Genomic DNA, 23,482 nt, shown 5'->3' on the forward strand with positions numbered 1-23,482 from the left:
AACCTCAGACGGCCTTAGTTCAGTTCAATAGCGAAGTAGTCGCGCGCGTTGTTAAAGCAGATGTTTCTCACCATTTCGCCCAGCAGTTGAATATCGGCCGGCGCTTCGCCCGCGGTGACCCAGCGGCCAATCATCTGGCACAGAATGCGGCGGAAGTATTCATGGCGAGTATAAGAAAGGAAGCTGCGGCTGTCGGTCAGCATCCCGACAAAGCGGCTCAGCAGACCAAGCTGCGCCAGCTGTGTCATCTGACGCTCCATGCCGTCTTTCTGATCGTTGAACCACCAGCCGGAACCGAACTGCATCTTGCCCGGCATCCCTTCGCCCTGGAAGTTGCCGATCATGGTGCCCAGCACTTCGTTATCGCGCGGGTTCAGGCAGTAAAGAATGGTTTTTGGCAGCAGGTTCTCTTCGTTCTGTTTGCTCAGCAGTTTGGACAGCTCTTCCGCCAGCGGACGGTCGTTGATGGAGTCGAAACCGACGTCGGCGCCCAGCAGTTTGAACTGACGCAGGTTGTTATTGCGCAGCGCGCCGATGTGGTATTGCTGCACCCAGCCGCGACGGGCATATTCGGCCGCCAGCCAGACCAGTACCGCAGTTTTAAACTGCGCCACTTCGTGCTCGCTCAGGCTTTCACCCGCCAGACGACGCGCCAGAATGCTGTCCAGCTCGCCTTCGTTGGCGTCGGCAAACAGCACTACGTCCAGCGCATGGTCAGAAACCTTACAGCCGTGAGCCGCAAAGTGGTCCAGACGTTTGGTCAGCGCAGCCTGCAGATCGCTGAAGCGGCGGATGTCGGTGTCGGAGACTTCGGCCAGTTTCGCCATGTAGTCGGCAAAGGTCGCCTGCTCAATGTTGAAGGCTTTATCCGGGCGCCAGCTTGGCAGCACTTTGACGTCAAAAGAGGCGTCTTTGGCGACAACGGCGTGATGCTCCAGGGAGTCAATCGGATCGTCGGTGGTGCCGACCATCTTCACATTCATCTGCTTCATGATGCCGCGGGCAGAGAATTTGTCCTGGGCCAGCAGCTCGTTGCATTCGTTCCAGATCTCATCCGCCGTTGACGGCGAGAGCAGCTTGCCGGTGATGCCAAACGGACGGCGCAGCTCCAGGTGGGTCCAGTGGTACAGCGGGTTACCGATGGTGTGCGGCACGGTCGCGGCCCAGGCGTCGAATTTTTCACGGTCGGACGCGTCGCCAGTACACAGGCGTTCCGCTACGCCGTTGGTGCGCATGGCGCGCCACTTATAGTGGTCACCTTTCAGCCAGATGTCATACAGGTTTTTGAAACGGTAATTTTCGGCAACCTGCTGCGGCGGAAGGTGGCAGTGGTAGTCGAAAATCGGCTGGTCTTTCGCGTAATCATGGTACAGGCGGCGGGCGAATTCAGTATCTAACAGGAAATCTTCAGTCATAAACGGAGTCATGTCGTTATCCTCTTAACGGGCACGTCAGAAAGCAATGTTCAGATGCTGCAAAGTTATCACACCAATTTCCAGAGGCCGATGATTTTTTCGTGAGTTAGATCAATAAACGTCGACAAATAATCTACATCTAAAGTGTTAAATAACGCCTAACCCCGCGCCAGCTCTGGCCTGACAGAGCCTCGACATTACCCTTACAATTATTGACACTTTTGTGATGTCACTCACCTTTTAAAGTTGTATGACAAGTTATCGTTCTGCCGTCGCAAATTATAAGCCGACGGAATGCATTACCGGTGCCTCAGGCGTCGGACTCAGCGGTAAGGATACCGAATTATGCAAGTTACTTATGGCAAGGTTCGGGCCGTACCGGGAGTATTTCCGGTTACGCCCTCCCGTTAAAAACATCTCACGCCATGCGTAGAGATGCCCGTACTCCGGTGCGGCAATAACATAACGATGAGGTTTTACATGCGTAAAATTAAAGGGTTACGTTGGTACATGATCGCACTGGTGACGCTTGGCACCGTGCTGGGCTACCTGACGCGTAACACCATAGCGGCGGCTGCGCCAACGCTGATGGAAGAGCTGCACATCTCCACACAGCAATACTCCTATATCATCGCGGCCTATTCCGCGGCTTATACCATCATGCAGCCGGTAGCGGGCTACGTGCTGGATATCCTGGGGACTAAAGTTGGCTACGCCGTGTTTGCCGTCACCTGGGCAATCTTCTGCGGCGCAACCGCGCTGGCAGGGAGCTGGGGTGGCCTGGCGCTGGCACGTGGCGCGGTCGGTGCAGCTGAAGCTGCGATGATCCCGGCGGGCCTGAAAGCGGCCTCCGAGTGGTTCCCGGCGAAAGAGCGTTCCATTGCGGTAGGCTACTTCAACGTGGGTTCCTCTATTGGCGCGATGATTGCTCCGCCGCTGGTGGTGTGGGCTATCGTGATGCACAGCTGGCAGCTGGCGTTTATTCTCTCCGGCGTGCTGAGCTTCGCCTGGGCGATGTCCTGGCTCATCTTCTACAAACACCCGCGCGATCAGAAGAAGCTCTCTGACGAAGAACGCGACTACATCATTAACGGCCAGGAATCCCAGCACCAGACCAATAACGGCAAGAAAATGTCCGTGCTGCAGATCCTCGGCACCCGTCAGTTCTGGGGTATCGCCCTGCCGCGTTTCCTGGCTGAGCCAGCATGGGGGACCTTCAACGCCTGGATCCCGCTGTTCATGTTTAAAGTGTACGGCTTTAACCTGAAAGAGATCGCCATGTTCGCCTGGATGCCAATGCTGTTCGCAGACCTGGGCTGTATCGTCGGCGGCTACCTGCCACCGCTGTTCCAGCGCTGGTTTGGCGTGAACCTGATTGTCTCCCGTAAAATGGTTGTCACCATGGGCGCCCTGCTGATGATTGGCCCGGGCATGATCGGCCTGTTCACCAGCCCGTATGTTGCTATTGCCCTGCTGTGCGTCGGTGGTTTTGCTCACCAGTCCCTGTCCGGTGCGCTGATTACCCTCTCTTCCGACGTGTTCGGTCGTAATGAAGTGGCGACAGCGAACGGCCTGACCGGGATGGCTGCCTGGACCGCAAGCACCCTGTTTGCCCTGGTCGTCGGTGCGCTGGCTGACACCATCGGCTTTAGCCCGCTGTTCGCGGTTCTGGCTGTCTTCGACCTGATGGGCGCGGTGCTTATCTGGACGGTGCTGAAAAGCAAATCCGCTGAAGAGCTGCAGAAAGAGTCCCTCGGAAGGCCGGCGACGCAGAGTTAGATTTATTGCCGCCATACAACCAAAAAGCCGCTTCCGGGCGGCTTTTTTGCGAGCCAAATCTGGAGACAAATGGGTAAAAGTGGTATAACAAATAATTCGCCGTACCCTGCCTGGAGCGCATATGGAAATCAACGAACCCCGTCGTCTTTATCAGCAACTTGCCGCTGAGCTGAAAACTCGCATCGAGCAAGGCGTTTATCTGGTGGGTGACAAATTGCCTGCCGAGCGCTTTATTGCTGATGAAAAAAGCGTCAGCCGCACCGTGGTTCGTGAAGCCATCATCATGCTGGAAGTGGAAGGCTATGTTGAGGTGCGTAAAGGGTCCGGCATTCATGTGATCTCCAGCCAGGCAAAACACTCCCCGGCCCCGGATGAAAATCTGGAATTTGCTAACTACGGCCCGTTCGAGCTGCTCCAGGCTCGTCAGCTTATCGAGAGTAATATCGCCGAGTTTGCGGCGACCCAGGTGACCAAGCAGGACATCATGAAGTTGATGGAGATCCAGGATAACGCGCGCAAAGAGAAATGCTTCCGCGACTCCGAATGGGACCTGCAGTTTCACGTTCAGGTGGCTTTAGCGACGCAGAATACCGCCCTGGCTGCAATCGTGGAAAAAATGTGGACTCAGCGCGTTCATAACCCGTACTGGAAAAAACTGCACGATCACATCGATTCCCGTACCGTGGATAACTGGTGCGACGATCATGACCAAATTCTTAAAGCGCTGATTCGTAAAGACCCTCATGCGGCAAAACTGGCAATGTGGCAACATCTCGAGAACACCAAACAGATGCTGTTCAATGAAACCAGTGATGACTTCGAATTTAATGCCGACCGCTATCTTTTTGCTGAGAATCCGGTCGTTCACCTCGATAGCGCCGTCAGTCACGCAAAATAGTTTCCTTCTTCCTCTGGCAGGCGCTTCGCTGCGCCTTCCGCACCCGGTGGGTAAGTAAACATCTATAGTGTCAGCCTTTGTAAATAGCCTCGCGTCCTCTCCCTGGGTTAAGACAAAATCACTCTTCGACATACGCAATTTCTGTGACGGATCCCATTGGGGTTTGTTACAATTAGATGCAAATTGCCGTTTAGCTTGTTAGTTAGTGCTTGCTTACCTAGCCATTTAACAGGGAACAGTTCTGGCCACACACTGTGTCCGCGAGCGACCATAATGAAATCATAAAAAATGTCGCCGTGCTGTTTGACCCGGTTGACAGGTGCGTCGTTAACCGATTTCCAGGAACACTGAATGGAACTTTTGACCCAACTACTTAATGCCTTATGGGCTCAGGATTTCGAAACGCTGGCCAATCCTTCCATGATTGGCATGCTCTATTTTGTCCTGTTTATGATTCTGTTTCTTGAAAACGGTCTGCTGCCGGCCGCTTTCCTGCCAGGCGATAGTCTGCTGGTGCTGGTTGGCGTGCTCTGTGCAAAAGGGGCAATGCAGTTTCCGCAAACCGTGCTGCTGCTGACTATCGCGGCCAGCCTCGGCTGCTGGTTGAGCTATATCCAGGGGCGATGGCTTGGCAATACGCGCATCGTGCAGAACTGGCTGTCGCATTTACCGGCGCACTATCACCAGCGTGCGCATCATCTGTTCCACAAGCACGGGCTCTCTGCGCTGCTGGTCGGCCGCTTTATCGCCTTTGTCCGCACCCTTTTGCCAACGATTGCCGGTCTTTCCGGTCTCAGCAGCGCGCGTTTCCAGTTCTTTAACTGGATGAGCGGCCTGCTGTGGGTGCTGATCCTCACCACGCTTGGGTATCTGCTCGGCAAGACGCCGGTGTTCCTGAAGTATGAAGATCAATTGATGTCCTGCCTGATGCTGCTGCCGGTTGTGCTGCTGGTGTTCGGGCTGATTGGTTCGCTGGTTGTTCTCTGGAAGAAAAAACATGGAAGTCAGGGCTAACGTAATAGCCAGTTCAAACGCGTCACTGCGTCGTCTCTCTTATGCCATGATCGCGCTGGTGATGTTCAGCGCGCTCTTGCTGGCCTGGTCTGCTCTGCAAAAGCAGGAGTCGACGCTCGCTATCCGCGCCGTCAGTCAGGGCGTCAGCATGCCGGATGGTTTCTCCATCTGGCATCATCTGGATGCCAATGGCATTCAGTTCAAAAGCATTACCCCACAGAACGACGTGCTGCTGATCACCTTCGACTCCAGCGTAGAGAGCGCTGCCGCGAAGAAGGTGCTCGATCGCAGCCTGCCGCATGGCTACATCATTGCCCAGCAGGATGACAACAGTCAGACGGCAGCATGGCTGACGCGTCTGCGAGATACGTCGCGCCTGTTAGGTTAAATTTCCACTATTCTGAATCTTTTCACTCACTTTGGTGATATCACCGTTTACTTACTATGCTTAAGTACGCGGAGCACCTCTCATTCGTACTCCGCACGACCCTGGAAATCGACATTCCCGCAGGTTATGTCGAAAACAATGGAAGGTTTCAACAATGAAATACCGCATCGCCCTGGGCCTCGCCCTTTTTTCTTTGAGCACAGCATCGTTCGCTTCATCTCTTTGTCAGGAGAAGGAACAGGATATCCAACGCGAGATCAGTTACGCTGAAAAGCATAACAATCAGAGCAGAATCAATGGATTGAAAAAAGCTCTGAGCGAAGTAAAAGCTAACTGCTCCGACAGTAAATTGCGCGCCGATCATCAGCGCAAGATTGACGAGCAGAAAGAGGAGATTGCTGAACGCCGTCGGGATCTGGCGGAAGCAAAAGAGAAAGGCGATGCGGATAAAGTTGCCAAACGTGAGCATAAACTGCAAGAAGCGCAGAACGAACTGAAAGCGCTTGAGTCTCGCGACTACTGATCTAATGGACATCGTAACAGGAGAGAATCATGTCAAAAGATACCACGTCAGACCATTTACGCGCTGAACTGAAGTCCCTGGCGGATACCCTGGAAGAGGTGCTGAGCTCCTCAAGCGACAAGTCGAAAGAAGAGCTGAGCAAACTGCGCAATAAAGCGGAGAAGGCCCTGCACGAGAGCCGCTATCGCCTGGGTGAAACCAGCGACGTGCTGGCAAAACAGACCCGTGAGGCCGCCGCGCGCGCTGATGAGTACGTGCGTGAGAATCCTTGGGCCGGCGTAGGCATTGGTGCTGCGGTGGGCGTTGTCATCGGCATGCTGCTTACGCGACGTTAATTATGGAAGATTCACGTCAACCACAAGGGCCCGCAAAAAACGTCCTCGGTATCGGACAGCGGATTTTAACCACACTTGTCGGCATCGCTGAGACGCGAATCCGGCTGGCAGTGGTTGAACTGGAAGAAGAGAAAGCTAACCTCTTCCAGCTGCTACTGATGTTGGGGTTGACCATGCTCTTCGCCGCTTTTGGCCTGATGAGCCTGATGGTATTGATTATCTGGGCAGTCGATCCGCAGTATCGTCTTAATGTGATGATTGGCACCACCGTGGTGCTGCTGCTTGCCGCCCTGATTGGGGGAATATGGACGATGCGCAAAGTGCGCCACTCCACCCTGTTACATCATACCCGTAAGGAACTGGCCAACGATCGGTCGTTGCTGGAGGATGACAAAAAGTGAGCAGAAGCCGATCGGAACGTGAGCGAGAAAAAGCATTTTTGCTGAGCCAGATCCAGCAGCAAAGGCTGGATCTGTCGGCCGGCAGCCGTGACTGGCTGGAAGCGACGCACAGTTACGATCGCGGATGGACGATGTTCCTCAACCTGCGCGCCTGGGCGCTGGTAGGGAGCAGTATCCTGGCGGTGAAAGCTGTCCGCCATCCGAACAGGCTGATCCGCTGGGCGCGTCGTGGCTTTGGTATCTGGAGCGCCTGGAAGCTGGTTAAAACCACACTTACCCAGCAACAGCTTCGCAAATCCGAAACGCACTGACGTTTAGCCTGCTCCACTCGTAAAGCGCCTGAGGGCGCTTTATTTTTATCCCCTCCCCCTCTGCTTGCTCAATATCTTTGATAAAGATTGACAGTTTTCCTTGCTAACAATCGGCATTCGCCCCGTTTATGATTCTCTCCATCGACAGCGAGACCGCGGCATCCGCCCGATTTTGCACATTAAATAGGTTTCACAGCCCAAATGGTTCCCTGGAGAGTAAGATGAAAAAATTAGAAGATGTTGGTGTACTGGTAGCGCGCATTCTGATGCCAATCCTGTTTATTACTGCAGGCTGGGGCAAAATCGGTGGTTATGCCGGTACCCAGCAGTATATGGAAGCAATGGGCGTTCCAGGGTTCTTGCTGCCGCTGACCATTCTGCTTGAACTGGGTGGTGGTCTGGCAATCCTGTTCGGTTTCCTGACTCGTACTACCGCGCTGTTCACCGCAGGCTTCACCCTGTTGACCGCGTTCCTGTTCCACAGCAACTTTGCGGAAGGCGTGAACTCTCTGATGTTCATGAAAAACCTGACCATCGCGGGCGGTTACCTGCTGCTGGCTATCACCGGTCCGGGTGCGTTCAGTATCGACCGCGTCCTGAATAAGAAGTGGTAAGCACGCTATACTGAATCAAAAAGCGAGGAGATCTCTCCTCGCTTTTGCTATCTAAGGAGGAATAAATGGGACAACTCGTAGACGGCGTCTGGCAGGATACCTGGTATGACACCAAATCAACCGGGGGACGTTTCAAACGTTCTGTTTCGGCCTTCCGTAACTGGCTCACCGCCGACGGTGCGCCTGGCCCGAGCGGTGAAGGCGGCTTTGCGGCCGAGAAAGATCGTTATCACCTCTATGTTTCTCTGGCCTGTCCGTGGGCGCACCGTACCCTGATCGTCCGCGCCCTGAAGGGGCTGGACTCGCTGATCCCCGTCTCGGTGGTGCATCCGCTGATGCTGGAGAACGGCTGGACCTTTGGCGATGACTTCCCGGCGGCCACCGGCGACTCGCTCTATCACCATGATTTTCTTTACCAGCTCTACCTGCGCGCCGATCCGCACTACACCGGCCGCGTTACCGTTCCGGTACTGTGGGACAAGAAAAATCAGACCATCGTCAGCAATGAGTCCGCCGAAATCATCCGCATGTTTAACACCGCGTTTGATGCCCACGGAGCCCGGGCGGGCGATTATTATCCGCCTGCGCTGCGCGATAAGATTGATGACCTGAATAGCTGGATCTACGACAACGTCAATAACGGCGTCTATAAGGCCGGTTTTGCCACCAGCCAGGAAGCCTATGATGAAGCCGTGACTAACGTCTTTAAGTCGCTGGAGCGTCTGGAGCAGATCCTGGGCCAGCACCGCTATCTGACCGGCAACCAGCTGACCGAAGCGGATATTCGTCTGTGGACCACGCTGGTGCGCTTTGACCCGGTTTACGTCACCCATTTTAAGTGCGACAAACACCGGATCAGCGATTACCTCAACCTGTACGGTTTCCTGCGCGACATTTATCAGATGCCGGGGATCGCGGAGACGGTGGATTTTGACCACATCCGTAACCACTACTATCGCAGCCATAAAACCATCAATCCGACGGGCATTATTTCCATTGGCCCGTGGCAGGATCTGAACGAACCGCACGGGCGCGACGTCCGCTTCGGCTAAGCCTCAGGGGCGCTGTTCCGGCGCCCTTTACACCCCTTTATTCCCGTCTATGCTTTAGTGGATCGCTTAGAAAACAAGTGATTAATTGCTATTGAGGTCAAAAACATGGACTGGTATCTGAAAGTACTGCGGAATTATATTGGGTTTAAAGGTCGCGCCCGGCGCAAAGAGTTCTGGATGTTCACCCTGGTGAACTTCATTCTGATTTGCGTGCTGGGGCTGATCGACAAGATGCTGGGCTGGGAACGGGCTGGCGGCGAAGGTATTCTGACCACCCTGTATGGCTTGCTGGTGCTGCTGCCCTCATGGGCCGTGCTGTTTCGCCGGCTGCATGATACCGACCGAACGGCGTGGTGGCTGCTGCTGGCGCTCATTCCGATTATCGGCTGGTTGATCATTGTGATCTTCAACTGCCAGCGCGGTACGGAAGGTGAAAACCGCTTTGGGCCGGATCCACTGCTGAACAAATGACAGGTTGCCCGGCGGCGCTATGCTTGCCGGGCCAACAGGTTACTTCTGGGTAAAGAGCTTCTGGATCTCGCGCAGACACCAGGATTTGGCCTCGCCCATGCTGTCACGACGCCACGCCATAATGATATCCACTTCGCTTGTGTACTCCGGGCTGACAACCCGCAGACGCCCTTCGGCAATATCTTTTTCGACAAACGGATACGGCATGGTGGCCACGCCCAATCCGGCCAGCAGCGCCTGACGCTTATCTTCCAGCGTACTGACGGTGAGGCGCGGCTGTTTATCCAGCAGCTGAACGGTTAATACCGGACGCTCGCGGGCGGTATCGGCCACCGCCACGCCGCGGTATTTTACGCGGGTTACTTCAGACAGCGGCTCGGGTTCCTGATGAATCGGGTGATCCGGCGCGGCAACGTACACGTTCATTACGGTATAGAGCTTGCGGGAGTTGATCTCCGACGAAGAGCGGAAGTGCATGTCCGGCGCAATCACAATATCCGCCCGGCCCTGCTCCAGACGCTCCCACGCCCCGGCGAGCACTTCGGTGATAATGGAAAGCTGGGTATTGGCTTTATCCGCCAGACGCTCCACCAGCGGGTAGAGTGCCGCAGTAGGTACCAGCGCTTCGGTGACCAGCGTCAGGTGCGTTTCCCAGCCGCGGGCCAGCGCTTCGGCGTCGGTGGTCAGCTTATCCGCCGCTTCCAGCAACACGCGCCCGCGCTCCAGCAGCATTCGCCCGACGTTGGTGAATTTTGTTCGGTGACCGGAGCGGTCAAACAGCACCACATCCAGCTCTTCTTCCAGCTTCTGCATGGTGTAGCTCAGGGCAGATGGCACGCGCCCCAGTTCATCTGCTGCTGCAGCGAAGCTACCGCGACGATCGATGGCGTCCATCACGCGCAGCGCTTCAAGGGTCAATGCTCTCTCTTTAGCCATGGCGTTCTCATTCAGGAAATTTGAACATACCGGGCAGAATATCTGGCTAACAATGCAGCGTCCATACCTTTACCATTGTTTTAGTGTAAAGAGAGGTCAAGTTTTATGATTACGACAAGAACAGCTAAACAGTGCGGACAAGCCGATTTCGGTTGGCTGCAGGCCCGCTACACCTTTTCCTTTGGACACTACTTTGACCCGAAACTGCTGGGCTATGCCTCTTTGCGTGTACTGAACCAGGAAGTTCTCGCACCGGGGGCCTCGTTCCAGCCGCGTACCTATCCAAAAGTGGATATCCTGAACCTGATCCTTGAAGGCGAAGCAGAGTACCGCGACAGCGAGGGCAACCATGTCCAGGCGAAAGCCGGTGAAGCATTGTTGATAGCCACCCAGCCCGGCATCAGCTATAGCGAACATAACCTCAGCAAAGACAAGACGCTGACGCGTCTGCAGCTGTGGCTGGATGCCTGCCCGGAGCGGGAAAACCCGCTGCTGCAGAAGATCGACCTGCTGGATGCGAAACAGCAGCTGCTGGCCTCGCCGGATGGCAGTTCAGGCAGCCTGCAACTTCGCCAGCAGGTGTGGCTGCACCATATCGAGCTGGATAAAGGGGAGCGTCTGAGTTTTCAGCTGCACGGCCCGCGCGCCTACCTGCAATCTATTCACGGCACGGTACATGCGCAGACCCCAGCAGAGGAGCGTGAAGCGTTAACCTGCGGGGATGGGGCGTTTATCCGCGACGAGGCGAATATCACGCTGGTAGCCGACACGCCTTTGCGTGCGCTGCTGATTGATTTGCCTGTCTGAGTCCATGCTGCCGGGTTTGCTCATGCTTACCCGGCCTGCACGAATGGCTTACTGGCTCATGGCCTGGGCGATCTGTGAGCGTACCTCGGCGCGCTGTTCCGGAGTCAGAACCTGGCTCACATCGAAGTAATATTTCACGCGATAGTAACGCGCCTGCTCCTCAATGTGGCCGATCGCAGCCAGCTGGCCCTTCACCGCTTTCTCATCCCATTTACCAGACTGGATCACGTCGATCAGCGTGCCATTTTTCACGTCGTTGGTCGGGATCTTATTGACGTTTTCTTCCAGCTGCTGGTGCAGAGCCTTAATCTTAGCGGTCTGCTCACTGCTGAGTTTCAATTGCTGAACGACAGGATCCTGGGCAGGCTGCGGCGCAGTTGTCACCTCTGCCGCCTGTGCCACGCCAGCAAAGCCTGTCAGCGATGCCGTCAGCAGCGCGATACGGAAAATCTTTTTCATCTCACAATCCTTAATTATCTGTCAGGGAAGAACCCGGGGAGTATTTTTCAATTACGGATGAGGATCTGTGAGGAAGTATATAAACAATTTTGTATGTAAGCACAGGGATCTTACGAGCCTTACGCCTGATAGTTGCCAGTACTAAAAATCATGTGGCAGGGTCCTGTCGATTGAAATCAGTTTCCCTTTTTTAACGGTGATATATTGCCCTTCCTTTAATTCTGCAAGCACCCGAAAAACATAACTTCTGGAGAGATTGGTTCTGCGAATGATAAAGTTCGCAATCCCCTCATTTTCCTTGGTATTCACGCTTCTTCGGTAAAGATAGCGCCGTAACATGGCTTTGATAGTGTGATAGCCAGAATCTGTTCTTCTCTCGACATGAACATCTAAAGCCACAATGAGCATATAGGAAAGAATTGTCGTCAGCTCTTTCATATAACTCTTAGATGTGTCGTAAAATATCCGTTCAAAATCATCCACACTTATTTGTAATATTGTTGCAGCAGTAAGCGTCATATAGTTGAAGGAGATGACCGGGCACATCCACTCCAGTAGGCCGACGGGCATAAATTCGATAGTAGTGCCAATGATTCTGGGATCTTCATCCATTGCGATTGATAATACGCCTTCCGAAACATAATAAATTGAACCTGGCTCTATAATAAGTGGTTCATTTGCGTTGAGTGAAAAAGTTTTTGCACAAGCAATAACGTCCTCCTGGTGCTTATTAAGGTCAAGAGTCCGGTAGTGCTCATGAATTTTTTCAAAGACAAACTGCATCGAACTCTCCGTTAGTAATAATGCAAATTGACATTATAGCCCTCAGGGCAACACCGGGCGTCAATTTCGGCATAAGTCCCGGCATGGACTATCGCAAACAAAAAATGCGCGTAAACTAATAAACCAGATTAAGCAACACGCATTCAAATACCTTAACCGTTTTTATTGTTAAAAACGAGAGCGCCGCTATGCCTTTCTTTGACAAAAGTGAGGCGTGCTCATTATCGACCTTAACCCATTGCTTAATTGAATTTTAATGAAGATATCCGGCCCCCTGACGACCTGGTACAAACAAATAAGTAAGGTGTTCAATTATGAAGCTTAAATATCTGACAGTAGCGACCGCCCTGATATTCAGCGCTGGCGTAACGGCACAGTCCGCTCCTTTAACCATTCCTCAGGCGACAAAGTTTGATGAACTGGCAACCACACCGGCAGAAGTGACGATGCCGGAATCTTATGTCAAAGCCATCGCGCAGCAGGCCTATATCTGGGGCTGGCCGATGGTAAACCAGTTTAACCGTCGCGAGACGATCACCAAAGCGCCGTATCCTGCGCTGAATGGCGGCATGGTACCCGTCGCGCCGATGGGTCAGCTGAGCATGCTGACCGACTATATCAAGCCGCAGGAGACCTTTGTGACCTGTCCAAACCAGGATGTGGCTTACGGCCTGGGCTTCTTTGAACTGGATAAAGAGCCGGCGGTCATTCAGGTTCCTGATTTTGGCGAGCGCTTCTGGGTCTATGCTATCTATGACGCGCGTACGAATCAGATTGGTAATGTGGGCAAACCCTACGGGACCAAACCGGGCTTTTACCTTTTGGTTGGGCCTAACTGGAAAGGGGAGACGCCAAAAGGCTTCGCAGGCGTAATACATTCATCCACTGAGATGGCGAACGTTATCCCGCGCATTCAGATGGATGATACCCCAGAGGATCGCGCCGCAATTCAGGCCCCCATCAAAGAGGTGATGACGTACCCGCTCAGCGAATTCACGGGCAAAATGAAGTCATATGAATACTCTACAATCCCGGCGATTGGTGATAAACCGGATCCAAATTCCGGTGAAACCCGGTGGGTTGTTCCAGAAAAATTCTTTGACCAGTTTGCTAACGTGTTGAATAAAGTTCCGCCACTGCCGGGTGAAGAGGCCATGTATAACCAGTATCGTCATCTGGTTGAGGCCGGTAAAAAGGATCCGCAAATTCGTAAATGGATGGACGAAGCCGCAGTTCAAACGGATAAAACCGTCATCGCCGATTTCTTTAAATGGAAAAATAATGGCGTACCGGCGGGCAACGGCTGGAACCGTTCGAAGAATAATGCCCAGTTCGGGGTCGATTATTACAACCGTACCGGGACGTCAAAATCGAATATGTTCGATAATAAGCCTGATGAAACCCAATATTTCTACACGGACAATGCGGGTAACGGCAGCCAGCTTTCAGGCGATCATGATTACACGGTGACATTCCCGCAAGGGGGTCTTCCGCCTGTTAAGGGATTCTGGTCATTGACGCTGTACAACAGTAAGCATCTGTTCAGCCCGAACGAACTGAATCGTTATTCGCTGGGGACAAAAAATCAGAATCTCAAATATAACGCCGATGGTTCGCTGACGCTGTATGTGAGTAAAACCAATCCGGGTGAGGCAAAAGTGAATAACTGGCTTCCGGCGCCTGACGGAGTTTTCTCACTCTATATCCGCGCCTACTGGGGTGAAAAAGCCATTCTTGATGGCACCTGGCAGCCACCAAAAATTGAAATGACGAAGTAACTCCTGCCAGCTACAAAGCAAAAACCCCGCCGAAGCGGGGTTTTATAAAGAGTTGAAGCTGACCGATAAGCCGGGTTCTGTCGTGGACAGTCATTCATCTAGGCCAGCAATCGCTCACTGGCTCAAGCAGCCTACCCGGGTTCAGTACGGGCCGTACCATGTGAACCCCTATTTGGCCTTGCTCCGGGTGGAGTTTACCGTGCCACGGACTGTTACCAGCCGCGCGGTGCGCTCTTACCGCACCCTTTCACCCTTACCTGATCCCACTTGCGTGGGCCATCGGCGGTTTGCTCTCTGTTGCACTGGTCGTGGGTTTCCCCCCCAGGCGTTACCTGGCACCCTGCCCTATGGAGCCCGGACTTTCCTCCCCTCCGCCCGTCTCCCCCGAAAGGGACGACGACGAAGCGGCGACTGTCTGGTCAGCTTCGGCGCGCAGTATAGAGGGTTTGTACGTCGCTGTCACCCTTCCGTGCGCATCCCCACCTGCAGGGTGGCGGCAATATTGCGCGAGGCGCGATAAATATTGTCAAACGCGCCGCGGAACGCCTCCTCCAGGGTGCTGATGCTGGTCAGAACGCTGAATACCGCGTCGATGCCATACTGATGCACCACGCCGACATCCGTGGTCAGGCTGCCGGCAATGCCGATCACCGGCTTGCGGTATTTGCTGGCGACGCGCGCCACGCCCACCGGCACTTTGCCGTGAATACTTTGACTGTCCAGGCGCCCTTCACCGGTCACCACCCAGGTACAGTCGTGAATATGCTCTTCGAGATTCAGCGCCTGGGTGACGATTTCGATGCCGCTTTTCAGCTCCGCACCCAGAAACGCCATTAGCGCGGCGCCCATGCCGCCTGCCGCGCCTGCGCCAGGGACATTTTTGACATCAATACGCAGTGCGGTATTAATCACATCGGCGTAGTGGGAAAGATTGTTGTCGAGCTCCAGGATATTGGCTTCTGTCGCCCCTTTCTGCGGGCCAAAGATGCGGGATGCGCCCTGCTCGCCGATCAGCGGATTGCTCACGTCGCAGGCCACGCGGATCGCACAGGATTTAAGGCGCGGATCGAGAGCCGTAATATCAATGTTGTTCAGCGCCATCAGGCTGCCGCCGCCGTGGCCGATCTCGGTGCCGTTGGCGTCCGTCAGTTTTGCGCCGAGGGCCTGAACCATTCCCGCGCCGCCGTCGTTGGTCGCGCTGCCGCCAATCCCGATAATGATATTGCGCGCGCCTTTATCCAGTGCCGCGAGGATCAGCTCCCCCGTCCCGCGGGTAGTGGTGATTAACGGGTTGCGCTGTGCCGGTGGAACCAGTGCCAGACCGCTGGCAGACGCCATCTCGATAAATGCCGTCACGCCATCGCCGGAGATCCCCCAGCAGGCATTGACGCTTTCGCCCAGTGGGCCCGTCACAACTGCGTGCTGCATTGTGCCGTTGGTGGCGGCAATCATCGCTTCAACCGTTCCCTCCCCGCCATCCGCCACGGGAACCGAAACATACTCTGCATCGGGAAAGATCTCCCGAAAGCCTTTTTCTATCGCCCGCGCTACCTCGGTGGCAGACAGGCTTTCTTTATAAGAGTCAGGGGCGATTACGATTTTCATAGTTATAGCCTGTTACCGCTTAAGGCAAAAATAGCGGGCGCGTTCCCGCGCCCGTCTTTGTTAGCGAGTGACTTCCACTTTCGCCAGTTTTTCGTAATAGCATGCGATGGCGCTGTGGTCTGCCGTCCCCAGCCCGTCGGCACGCAGGGCCTGCATCATCTCCATCACCGCCGCGGTCAGAGGCAGCTGCGCGCCCACACCGTGAGACGTGTCCAGCGCGTTGGCCAGATCCTTGATGTGCAGATCGATACGGAAGCCAGGCTTGAAGTTACGATCCATCACCATTGGCGCTTTGGCATCCAGCACGGTGCTGCCTGCCAGGCCGCCGCGAATGGCCTGATAAACCAGATCCGGGTTCACGCCCGCTTTGGTCGCCAGGGTCAGCGCTTCGGACATCGCCGCAATGTTCAGGGCCACAATCACCTGGTTTGCCAGCTTGGTTACGTTACCCGCGCCAATCTCACCGGTATGCACCACAGAACCGGCCATCGCTTTCAGCAGGTCGTAGTACTTGTCGAAAATCGCCTTATCGCCGCCCACCATCACCGAGAGGGTACCGTCGATGGCTTTCGGCTCGCCGCCGCTGACCGGCGCATCCAGCATGTCGATGCCCTTCGCTTTCAACGCTTCGCTGATTTCACGGCTGGCCAGCGGTGCGATGGAGCTCATGTCGATCACCACGGTGCCCGGTTTGGCTCCTTCAATGATGCCGCCTTCACCCAGCGCCACCTCTTTTACGTGCGGGGAGTTTGGCAGCATGGTGATGATCACATCGCACTGCTCGGCAATGGCTTTTGCCGTGGCGGCGGTTTCTGCGCCTGCGGCAATCACGTCGGCAATGGCTTCAGGGTTACGGTCTGCAACCACCAGTGAGTAACCTGCTTTGATGAGGTTTTTACTCATTGGTTTACCCATGATACCCAGGCCAATAAAACCAACTTTCAGTGTCATATTTGCGTCTCTCTTTATTCAGTGGTGGTGGTTATTTCTTGAAGGAATCAGCTAACTTCTGGGTGGCGGAGCGGAACACGCCAAGGTCGCTGCCAACGGCAACAAAGGTCGCGCCCCATTCCAGGTAACGGCGGGCATCGGCCTCAACCGGCGCCAGAATACCGGACGGCTTACCGTGCGCTTTGGCGCGGGCAAAGATGTGCTGAATGGCGCGCTGCACTTCCGGATGGTTAGCGTTACCCAGGTGGCCAAAGGCCGCCGCCAGATCGCTTGGGCCGACGAAGATGCCGTCTACGCCGTCAGTGGCGGCAATGGCATCAACGTTATCCACGCCCTGCTGGCTCTCAATCTGTACCAGGATGGTGATGTTCTTGTTCGACTGGGTCAGGTAGTCCGGCACGGTGCCGAACATATTGGCGCGATGGGAGACCGACACGCCGCGAATGCCTTCTGGCGGATAGCGGGTAGAGGCCACCGCCTGCACCGCCTCTTCGACGTTCTCTACAAACGGGATCAGGAAGTTGTAGAAACCGATATCCAGCAGGCGCTTGATAATCACCGGCTCGTTGGTCGGGACGCGCACAACCGGCGCGCTGTGGCTGCCTTTCAGCGCCATCAGCTGCGGGATAAACGTGGTGACGTCGTTCGGCGCATGTTCACCGTCCAGCACCAGCCAGTCAAAACCTGCCAGCCCCAGCACTTCGGTGCTGATTGGGCTTGCCAGCGCGGACCAGCAGCCGATCTGAATCTGATGCGCCGCGAGGGCCGCTTTAAATTTGTTCGGGAAAATATCGTTACTCATCGCTTATACCTTTGCTTATTTCTGCAATTCCATACGTTTGATGTCACCCACTACGAACAGGTAGCAGAACATCGCCATCAGCGCCGAACACCCGACGAATACTAGGGCCGCGTTGAACGAATGCAGTTCACTGACCAGATAGCCAATCACCAGCGGAGTGACGATTGACGCTACGTTGCCAAAGACGTTAAACACACCACCGCACAGGCCGACAATCTCTTTTGGCGCGGTATCGGAAATAACCGGCCAGCCCAGAGCGCCAAACCCTTTACCGAAGAAGGCCAGCGCCATCAGCCCTACCACCAGCGCGGTGTTGTTGGTGTAGTTGCACAGAATGATTGAGGAGGCCAGCAGCATACCCAGCACAATCGGCAGCTTACGCGCCAGGGTAATCGACTTCCCTTTCTTAATCAGGTGATCCGAGAAGACGCCGCCCAGTACGCCACCGGCAAAACCGCACAGCGCCGGGATGGAGGCCACCAGACCCACCTTCAGAATCGACATCCCCTTCTCCTGCACCAGGTAAATCGGGAACCAGGTGAGGAAGAACCAGGTGATGGTGTTGATAAAGTATTGCCCGAAAAACACGCCCAGCATCATGCGGTTGGACAATAGCTGTTTGATGTAATGCAGCTTCGGACCGCTGGCCGCTTTGTCGCCCGGCTTTTTGTGGTCCATGTCGACCACCGCGCCGCCGTCCTTGATAAACTTCAGCTCCTCAGCGCTCATACGTGGGTGGTCGGTTGGGTTGTGAATCAGTTTCACCCACAGGCCGGTCAGCACAAAGCCAATCACGCCCATCACGGTAAAGACATGTTCCCAGCCCCAGGCGAAGGTGAGCCAGCCGAGCAGCGGGGAGAACAGCGCCAGCGAGAAATACTGGGCGGAGTTAAAAATCGCCGATGCCGTGCCGCGCTCTTTGGTCGGGAACCAGGCCGCCACGATGCGGGCGTTAGCCGGGAAGGATGGCGCCTCGGAGAAGCCGAGCATAAAGCGCATAAAGAACATCGAAACGCCTGCCCACGCCAGCGGGAAGAGATCCACAAAGCCCTGCAGGAAGGTGAACAGCGACCAGAAGAACAGGCTGTAGGTATAAACCTTTTTCGAACCGAACTTATCCAGCAGCCAGCCGCCGGGGATCTGCATCAGCAGGTAGGCCCAGCCGAAGGCGGAGAAGATGTAGCCCATCGACACGGCGCTTAACTGCAGCTCTTTGGCGACTTCCGTTCCGGCAATAGAGAGCGTGGCGCGGTCAGCGTAATTGACTGCGGTAACAATAAAGATAATGAGCAATATTAAATAACGGGTAGGGGCACCCTTTTTTGTTTCAACGGTAGTATCCAGCAACATATTTATTTCCTCTGGTACATCAATGAAAGTGTTTTTATTATTTTTAGAGCGAGGCATTCCTGATTATTTTGCTAATAACAGGTAATCGCGGTTAATTAACCGAATCCATGAAAGCGTTAATGAGTATAATCAAGCGCCCTGCACCGCGCATTGTGTCAACGCTCAATTATCGGCGGCGTGATGAATATTATTTTGAGCATATGCACAACCCCCTGGGCGCTGATGCACAGATTTCACCATTGCCCCCCTTATGCGCAGGCGAAGGTCAAAAATGAGTGATCGCGATCACATTATTAATTCCCAGCGCCTGACATTCTTTATTCCACTGAGCAGAGTCTTTATTTCCTATAACAAGAAAATAGACGTACTCTTTTACCCATTAATTATCCCCCATTCGCTGGAGAATACTGGACAATGGCCGACATTGAAATTCGACAAACGTCGCCGACCGCGTTTTATATTAAGGTGCACGACACCGATAACGTGGCGATTATTGTTAACGATCAGGGGTTAAAAGCCGGAACGCGTTTCCCGGACGGGCTTGAGCTGATCGAGCATATTCCGCAGGGCCATAAAGTGGCGCTGGTCGATATCCCGGCGCAGGGCGAAATCGTGCGTTACGGCGAAGTCATCGGCTATGCCGTGCGGGCGATCCCGCAGGGCAGCTGGATTGATGAATCGCTGGTCGCCCTGCCGGAAGCCCCGCCGCTGAATACCCTGCCGCTGGCAACCCGCGTACCGGAGCCAATGCCAGCCCTGGAAGGATACACCTTTGAAGGCTATCGCAATGCGGACGGCAGCGTGGGCACCAAAAACCTGCTTGGCATCAGCACCAGCGTGCACTGCGTGGCGGGGGTGGTCGATTTCGTGGTGAAGATCATCGAGCGCGATCTGCTGCCAAAATACCCGAACGTCGACGGCGTGGTGGGTCTGAACCACCTTTACGGCTGCGGCGTGGCGATCAACGCCCCGGCGGCCATCGTGCCGATCCGTACCGTCCACAATATCGCCCTGAACCCGAACTTTGGCGGTGAAGTGATGGTGGTCGGCCTCGGCTGCGAAAAACTCGTGCCTGAGAAACTGCTGCAGGGGACCGAAGATACCCAGGCCATTCCTGTCGACAGCGCCAGCATCGTGCGTCTGCAGGACGAGCAGCACGTCGGCTTCCGCTCCATGGTGGATGACATTCTGCAGGTCGCGGAGCGCCATCTGACAAAACTCAATCAGCGCAAGCGTGAAACCTGCCCGGCTTCTGAGCTGGTGGTAGGCATGCAGTGCGGGGGCAGCGACGCCTTCTCCGGCGTGACCGCTAACCCGGCCGTGGGTTATGCCTCGGACCTGCTGGTGCGCTGTGGCGCCACGGTGATGTTCTCCGAAGTGACCGAGGTGCGCGATGCGATCCACCTCCTGACGCCACGCGCCATCAACGAAGAGGTGGGCAAACGCCTGCTGGAAGAGATGGCCTGGTACGATAATTATCTCGATATGGGTAAAACCGACCGTAGCGCCAACCCCTCTCCAGGCAACAAGAAAGGCGGCCTGGCGAACGTGGTGGAAAAAGCGCTGGGCTCTATCGCCAAATCGGGCCAGAGCGCCATCGTTGAGGTGCTCTCTCCGGGCCAGCGTCCAACCAAACGCGGCCTGATCTACGCCGCCACGCCTGCCAGCGATTTCGTCTGCGGCACCCAGCAGGTGGCCTCCGGGATCACCGTTCAGGTGTTCACCACCGGGCGCGGCACGCCGTACGGCCTGATGGCGGTTCCGGTGATCAAAATGGCAACCCGCACCGAGCTGGCTAATCGCTGGTTCGATCTGATGGATATTAACGCGGGCACCATCGCCACCGGGGAAGAGAGCATTGAGGACGTGGGCTGGAAGCTGTTCCATTTCATCCTCGACGTGGCGAGCGGCCGTAAGAAGACGTTCTCCGATCAATGGGGATTACATAACCAGCTGGCGGTATTTAACCCGGCACCGGTGACCTGAGTTTTGCAGTAAACCTCACTTTAGCATGGCTTCGGCCATGCTTTTTTTTTGCCTTTCGTTCTTTCGCAACCTTCCTTTCACTTTCGCTTCTTTCGTTTTTACGATATCAATCACAAAAAAGCATTCCGAAACACTATATCTTCTTTCGAAGAAAACAAACGAAAGGTTTCGGAGGAAGGATGTACATCATTTCGACCAAAGCGATGCTCACCAAAGCCCAGCGGGAAGGTTATGCGGTGCCGGCTTTCAATATTCATAACCTCGAAACGCTGCAGGTGGTTGTCGAGACGGCTGCCGAGATGCGCTCGCCGCTGATCGTCGCCGGTACGCCCGGCACCTTCAGCTACGCCGGGATCGGCAACATCGTGGCCATCGCTGACGCGCTGGCAAAAACCTGGAACCAGCCGCTGGCGATCCACCTCGATCATCACGAAACGCTCGATGATATTGCACAGAAAGTGCAGGCCGGTGTGCGCTCGGCGATGATCGACGGCTCGCACCTGCCCTTTGCCGACAACGTGGCGCTGGTGAAGGAGGTCACCGACTACTGCCACCGGTATGACGTCAGCGTGGAGGCGGAACTGGGCCGCCTCGGCGGGCAGGAAGATGACCTGGTGGTCGACAGCAAAGACGCCCTCTATACCCATCCGCAGCAGGCCCGCGAGTTCGTGGCGCTGACCGGTATCGACTCCCTCGCGGTCGCCATCGGCACCGCCCACGGCCTCTATACCGCCACGCCAAAACTCGATTTTGAGCGCCTGGCGGAGATCCGCAGTCAGGTGGAGGTGCCGCTGGTGCTGCACGGTGCCTCTGGCCTTTCAGCCGCTGATATCCGCCGGGCAATCGATCTCGGCATCTGCAAAGTGAACGTCGCCACCGAGCTGAAAATTGCCTTTTCCGACGCCCTGAAAACCTGGCTGGCCGAACACCCCGAGGCCAGCGATCCCCGTCACTACATGATCCCCGCCAAAGCCGCCATGAAAGAGGTGGTGCGCAAAGTCATTAACGACTGTGGCTGCGAAGGCAAACTGTAAACCACGCGAACCGGAGGAAACGGTGAAAAATATTATTGCCCGCCACAAGGCGGGAGAACATCTCGGCATCTGTTCAGTCTGCTCAGCGCACCCGCTGGTGATCGAGGCGGCCCTGCGCTTCGATCTGGACACTGACAACAGCGTGCTGATTGAAGCCACGTCCAATCAGGTGAATCAGTACGGCGGCTATACCGGCATGAAACCAGCTGATTTCCGCGATTTTGTGCTCAACATAGCCGAAAAAGTCGGGTTCCCGCAGCAGCGGTTGATCCTCGGCGGCGACCATCTGGGCCCCAACTGCTGGCAGAACGAGCCCGCAGAGACGGCGATGGAGAAAGCCGTCGCGCTGATTAAGGCTTATGTGGCCGCGGGCTTCAGCAAAATCCATCTCGACGCGTCGATGTCCTGCGCCGACGATCCGGTGCCGTTGGATCCGGTGGTGGTGGCGCAGCGTGCGGCGCGGCTGTGCCGGGCGGCGGAAGAGACCGCCACCGACGCGCAGAAGGCGGCGCTGACCTACGTGATTGGTACCGAAGTGCCGGTGCCGGGCGGGGAGGTCAGCAGCATCGACAGCGTGCACGTCACCCGCGTAGAAGATGCCGCCCGCACTCTTGAAACGCACCAGACCGCGTTCCACGCCCTGGGGCTGGATGAGGCGATGACCCGCGTGATTGCCATCGTGGTACAACCCGGCGTGGAGTTCGACCATACCCAGATCATCCACTATCAGCCGCAGGCCGCCAAAGCGCTCTCGGGCTGGATCCGCCAGACGCCGATGGTCTATGAAGCCCACTCTACAGATTATCAGTCCCGTCAGGCCTACCGGGAGCTGGTGCGGGATCACTTTGCGATCCTCAAGGTCGGCCCGGCCCTCACCTTCGCCCTGCGCGAGGCGATTTTTGCCCTGGCGCAGATGGAAGCGGCGCTGATCGCCCCGGAAAACCGCAGCCGGGTGCTGGAGGTGATCGACGAGGTGATGCTCAACGAGCCGGATTACTGGAAAAAATACTATCGCCCGACCTGGAGCCAGGCGATGGTGGACATTCACTTTAGCCTGTCCGACCGCATTCGCTACTACTGGCCGCACCCGCGTATTCGTCAGAGCGTGGAGAAACTGCTCGCGAATCTGGGCACCCAGACCCTGCCGCTGGGGCTGATCAGCCAGTATCTGCCCATGCAGTTTGAACGCGTCACGGCCCGCACTATCGCCACGACGCCACAGGATCTGGTCATCGACAAAATACAGGACGTGTTACGCGCGTACCGCTACGGCTGCGCCCCTGACGCCCACGGAACCCCGGAGACGCTATGAGCAAACTGTTTGTCCGTACCGGCATTGATTTTGCCACCTGCCAGCAGGCGCTGGCCCATATTGGCGAGGAGATGCTGGCGAAAGGGGTGGTGCATGCCACCTACCCCGCCGCGCTGGTAGAACGGGAAGCGGTATTCCCGACCGGCATCGCCCTTGAAAAACATGCCGTGGCGATCCCGCACTGTGAGGCGGTACATGCAAAAGAACCGGCTATCTACCTGATTCGACCGGACAAGCCGGTGAATTTTCAACAGGCGGACGACGATGCAGAGATCGCCGTGTCGCTGATTATCGCCCTGATCGTTGAAAACCCTGCGGCGCAGCTCGTTCTCCTGCGCCGGTTATTTAGTGAGCTGCAAAACCCAACCACGCTGGAAGCGCTGCTTAACGCGCCGGACCACCAGCTGGGGGCGCTGTTTGAAGAGGCCATCATGATGGCGGAACCCTGCAAGCAGGCCTCATAACATACTGATAATAA

25 protein-coding genes and 1 other RNA gene are annotated in these 23,482 nt (G+C 55.5%); 17 read left to right on the plus strand and 9 right to left on the minus strand.

The window, feature by feature from the left end:
• Window positions 1–14 precede the first annotated feature (14 nt).
• Window positions 15–1,427, minus strand: coding sequence for a glucuronate isomerase (gene uxaC, locus ACOYA6_RS18275; RefSeq protein WP_139563682.1), 1,413 nt, complete (start codon window positions 1,425–1,427; stop codon window positions 15–17).
• A 468-nt stretch (window positions 1,428–1,895) separates the two neighbouring features.
• On the opposite strand from uxaC, the gene ACOYA6_RS18280 reads away from it, so the two are divergent.
• The 11 genes from ACOYA6_RS18280 to ACOYA6_RS18330 all read left to right on the plus strand — a co-directional run bounded on the left by ACOYA6_RS18280 (window position 1,896) and on the right by ACOYA6_RS18330 (window position 9,201).
• Complete coding sequence (locus ACOYA6_RS18280) at window positions 1,896–3,194, plus strand: MFS transporter (protein ID WP_422655174.1); 1,299 nt, start codon at window positions 1,896–1,898, stop codon at window positions 3,192–3,194.
• Window positions 3,195–3,315: 121 nt separating this feature from the next.
• Window positions 3,316–4,092, plus strand: coding sequence for a transcriptional regulator ExuR (gene exuR / locus ACOYA6_RS18285; RefSeq protein WP_138370285.1), 777 nt, complete (start codon window positions 3,316–3,318; stop codon window positions 4,090–4,092).
• A 351-nt stretch (window positions 4,093–4,443) separates the two neighbouring features.
• The gene (gene yqjA / locus ACOYA6_RS18290) at window positions 4,444–5,106 is read left to right on the plus strand and encodes a DedA family general envelope maintenance protein YqjA (RefSeq protein WP_039031697.1); all 663 of its coding nucleotides are present in this window, start codon (window positions 4,444–4,446) and stop codon (window positions 5,104–5,106) included.
• Window positions 5,090–5,494 carry an EnvZ/OmpR regulon moderator MzrA gene (gene mzrA / locus ACOYA6_RS18295; protein WP_422655175.1) on the plus strand — a complete coding sequence of 135 codons (405 nt, stop codon included), beginning with the start codon at window positions 5,090–5,092 and terminating at the stop codon, window positions 5,492–5,494. The genes yqjA and mzrA overlap by 17 nt, the downstream gene beginning before the upstream one ends.
• Window positions 5,495–5,648: 154 nt before the next feature.
• Window positions 5,649–6,017 (plus strand): DUF1090 domain-containing protein, encoded by a 369-nt coding sequence (locus ACOYA6_RS18300; RefSeq protein ID WP_223074567.1) that lies wholly within the window; start codon window positions 5,649–5,651, stop codon window positions 6,015–6,017.
• A gap of 29 nt (window positions 6,018–6,046) precedes the next feature.
• Entirely contained in the window at window positions 6,047–6,352 is a 306-nt protein-coding gene (locus ACOYA6_RS18305; protein ID WP_039031694.1) for an ElaB/YgaM/YqjD family protein, read from the plus strand.
• Between the two features lie 2 nt (window positions 6,353–6,354).
• Window positions 6,355–6,753 carry a phage holin family protein gene (locus ACOYA6_RS18310; protein ID WP_039031693.1) on the plus strand — a complete coding sequence of 133 codons (399 nt, stop codon included), beginning with the start codon at window positions 6,355–6,357 and terminating at the stop codon, window positions 6,751–6,753.
• A complete protein-coding gene (locus tag ACOYA6_RS18315; protein ID WP_039031692.1) occupies window positions 6,750–7,064 on the plus strand; it encodes a YqjK-like family protein in 315 nt (104 codons plus the stop codon). The genes ACOYA6_RS18310 and ACOYA6_RS18315 overlap by 4 nt, the downstream gene beginning before the upstream one ends.
• 221 nt (window positions 7,065–7,285) lie before the next feature.
• Complete coding sequence (locus ACOYA6_RS18320; protein WP_039031691.1) at window positions 7,286–7,678, plus strand: DoxX family protein; 393 nt, start codon at window positions 7,286–7,288, stop codon at window positions 7,676–7,678.
• A 65-nt stretch (window positions 7,679–7,743) separates the two neighbouring features.
• A complete protein-coding gene (locus ACOYA6_RS18325; protein WP_039031690.1) occupies window positions 7,744–8,730 on the plus strand; it encodes a glutathione S-transferase family protein in 987 nt (328 codons plus the stop codon).
• A 105-nt stretch (window positions 8,731–8,835) separates the two neighbouring features.
• The gene (locus tag ACOYA6_RS18330) at window positions 8,836–9,201 is read left to right on the plus strand and encodes a DUF805 domain-containing protein (RefSeq protein WP_039031689.1); all 366 of its coding nucleotides are present in this window, start codon (window positions 8,836–8,838) and stop codon (window positions 9,199–9,201) included.
• A gap of 39 nt (window positions 9,202–9,240) precedes the next feature.
• On the opposite strand, the gene ACOYA6_RS18335 is transcribed toward ACOYA6_RS18330, so the two are convergent.
• Entirely contained in the window at window positions 9,241–10,137 is an 897-nt protein-coding gene (locus ACOYA6_RS18335) for a LysR family transcriptional regulator (RefSeq protein ID WP_039031688.1), read from the minus strand.
• A 105-nt stretch (window positions 10,138–10,242) separates the two neighbouring features.
• Between ACOYA6_RS18335 and ACOYA6_RS18340 the strand changes: the two genes are divergently transcribed.
• A complete protein-coding gene (locus ACOYA6_RS18340) occupies window positions 10,243–10,944 on the plus strand; it encodes a pirin family protein (protein ID WP_039031687.1) in 702 nt (233 codons plus the stop codon).
• Between the two features lie 48 nt (window positions 10,945–10,992).
• Here the strand turns inward: ACOYA6_RS18340 and ACOYA6_RS18345 are convergent, their stop codons facing one another.
• Both ACOYA6_RS18345 and ACOYA6_RS18350 read right to left on the minus strand, forming a co-directional pair.
• Complete coding sequence (locus tag ACOYA6_RS18345; RefSeq protein WP_039031686.1) at window positions 10,993–11,403, minus strand: Spy/CpxP family protein refolding chaperone; 411 nt, start codon at window positions 11,401–11,403, stop codon at window positions 10,993–10,995.
• Window positions 11,404–11,544: 141 nt separating this feature from the next.
• Window positions 11,545–12,186: a helix-turn-helix domain-containing protein gene (locus ACOYA6_RS18350; RefSeq protein WP_223074566.1), complete on the minus strand. Its 642-nt coding sequence runs from the start codon at window positions 12,184–12,186 to the stop codon at window positions 11,545–11,547.
• Window positions 12,187–12,500: 314 nt separating this feature from the next.
• On the opposite strand from ACOYA6_RS18350, the gene ACOYA6_RS18355 reads away from it, so the two are divergent.
• Window positions 12,501–13,964: a DUF1254 domain-containing protein gene (locus tag ACOYA6_RS18355; protein WP_422655176.1), complete on the plus strand. Its 1,464-nt coding sequence runs from the start codon at window positions 12,501–12,503 to the stop codon at window positions 13,962–13,964.
• Window positions 13,965–14,014: 50 nt separating this feature from the next.
• On the opposite strand, the gene rnpB is transcribed toward ACOYA6_RS18355, so the two are convergent.
• From rnpB to garP, 5 genes are all read right to left on the minus strand, one after another.
• Window positions 14,015–14,391, minus strand: an RNA gene (gene rnpB, locus ACOYA6_RS18360) — RNase P RNA component class A.
• Window positions 14,392–14,423: 32 nt separating this feature from the next.
• A complete protein-coding gene (gene garK, locus ACOYA6_RS18365) occupies window positions 14,424–15,569 on the minus strand; it encodes a glycerate 2-kinase (protein WP_422655177.1) in 1,146 nt (381 codons plus the stop codon).
• Between the two features lie 60 nt (window positions 15,570–15,629).
• Window positions 15,630–16,520 carry a 2-hydroxy-3-oxopropionate reductase gene (gene garR / locus ACOYA6_RS18370; RefSeq protein WP_039031684.1) on the minus strand — a complete coding sequence of 297 codons (891 nt, stop codon included), beginning with the start codon at window positions 16,518–16,520 and terminating at the stop codon, window positions 15,630–15,632.
• Window positions 16,521–16,551: 31 nt separating this feature from the next.
• A complete protein-coding gene (gene garL, locus ACOYA6_RS18375) occupies window positions 16,552–17,322 on the minus strand; it encodes a 2-dehydro-3-deoxyglucarate aldolase (protein WP_422655178.1) in 771 nt (256 codons plus the stop codon).
• Window positions 17,323–17,337: 15 nt separating this feature from the next.
• Window positions 17,338–18,672 carry a galactarate/glucarate/glycerate transporter GarP gene (gene garP, locus ACOYA6_RS18380; RefSeq protein ID WP_039031682.1) on the minus strand — a complete coding sequence of 445 codons (1,335 nt, stop codon included), beginning with the start codon at window positions 18,670–18,672 and terminating at the stop codon, window positions 17,338–17,340.
• A gap of 414 nt (window positions 18,673–19,086) precedes the next feature.
• Between garP and garD the strand changes: the two genes are divergently transcribed.
• The 4 genes from garD (at window position 19,087) to gatA (ending at window position 23,468) form a co-directional block, all read left to right on the plus strand.
• A complete protein-coding gene (gene garD, locus ACOYA6_RS18385; protein ID WP_039031681.1) occupies window positions 19,087–20,658 on the plus strand; it encodes a galactarate dehydratase in 1,572 nt (523 codons plus the stop codon).
• A 179-nt stretch (window positions 20,659–20,837) separates the two neighbouring features.
• The gene (locus ACOYA6_RS18390) at window positions 20,838–21,692 is read left to right on the plus strand and encodes a tagatose bisphosphate family class II aldolase (RefSeq protein ID WP_422655179.1); all 855 of its coding nucleotides are present in this window, start codon (window positions 20,838–20,840) and stop codon (window positions 21,690–21,692) included.
• A gap of 22 nt (window positions 21,693–21,714) precedes the next feature.
• Entirely contained in the window at window positions 21,715–23,004 is a 1,290-nt protein-coding gene (gene gatZ / locus ACOYA6_RS18395; protein ID WP_422655180.1) for a tagatose-bisphosphate aldolase subunit GatZ, read from the plus strand.
• A complete protein-coding gene (gene gatA / locus ACOYA6_RS18400; RefSeq protein WP_138370293.1) occupies window positions 23,001–23,468 on the plus strand; it encodes a PTS galactitol transporter subunit IIA in 468 nt (155 codons plus the stop codon). The genes gatZ and gatA overlap by 4 nt, the downstream gene beginning before the upstream one ends.
• Window positions 23,469–23,482: the final 14 nt, after the last annotated feature.

The sequence above is a fragment of the Leclercia barmai genome, assembly GCF_049312895.1.
GTDB classification, from domain to species: Bacteria; Pseudomonadota; Gammaproteobacteria; order Enterobacterales; family Enterobacteriaceae; genus Enterobacter; species Enterobacter barmai.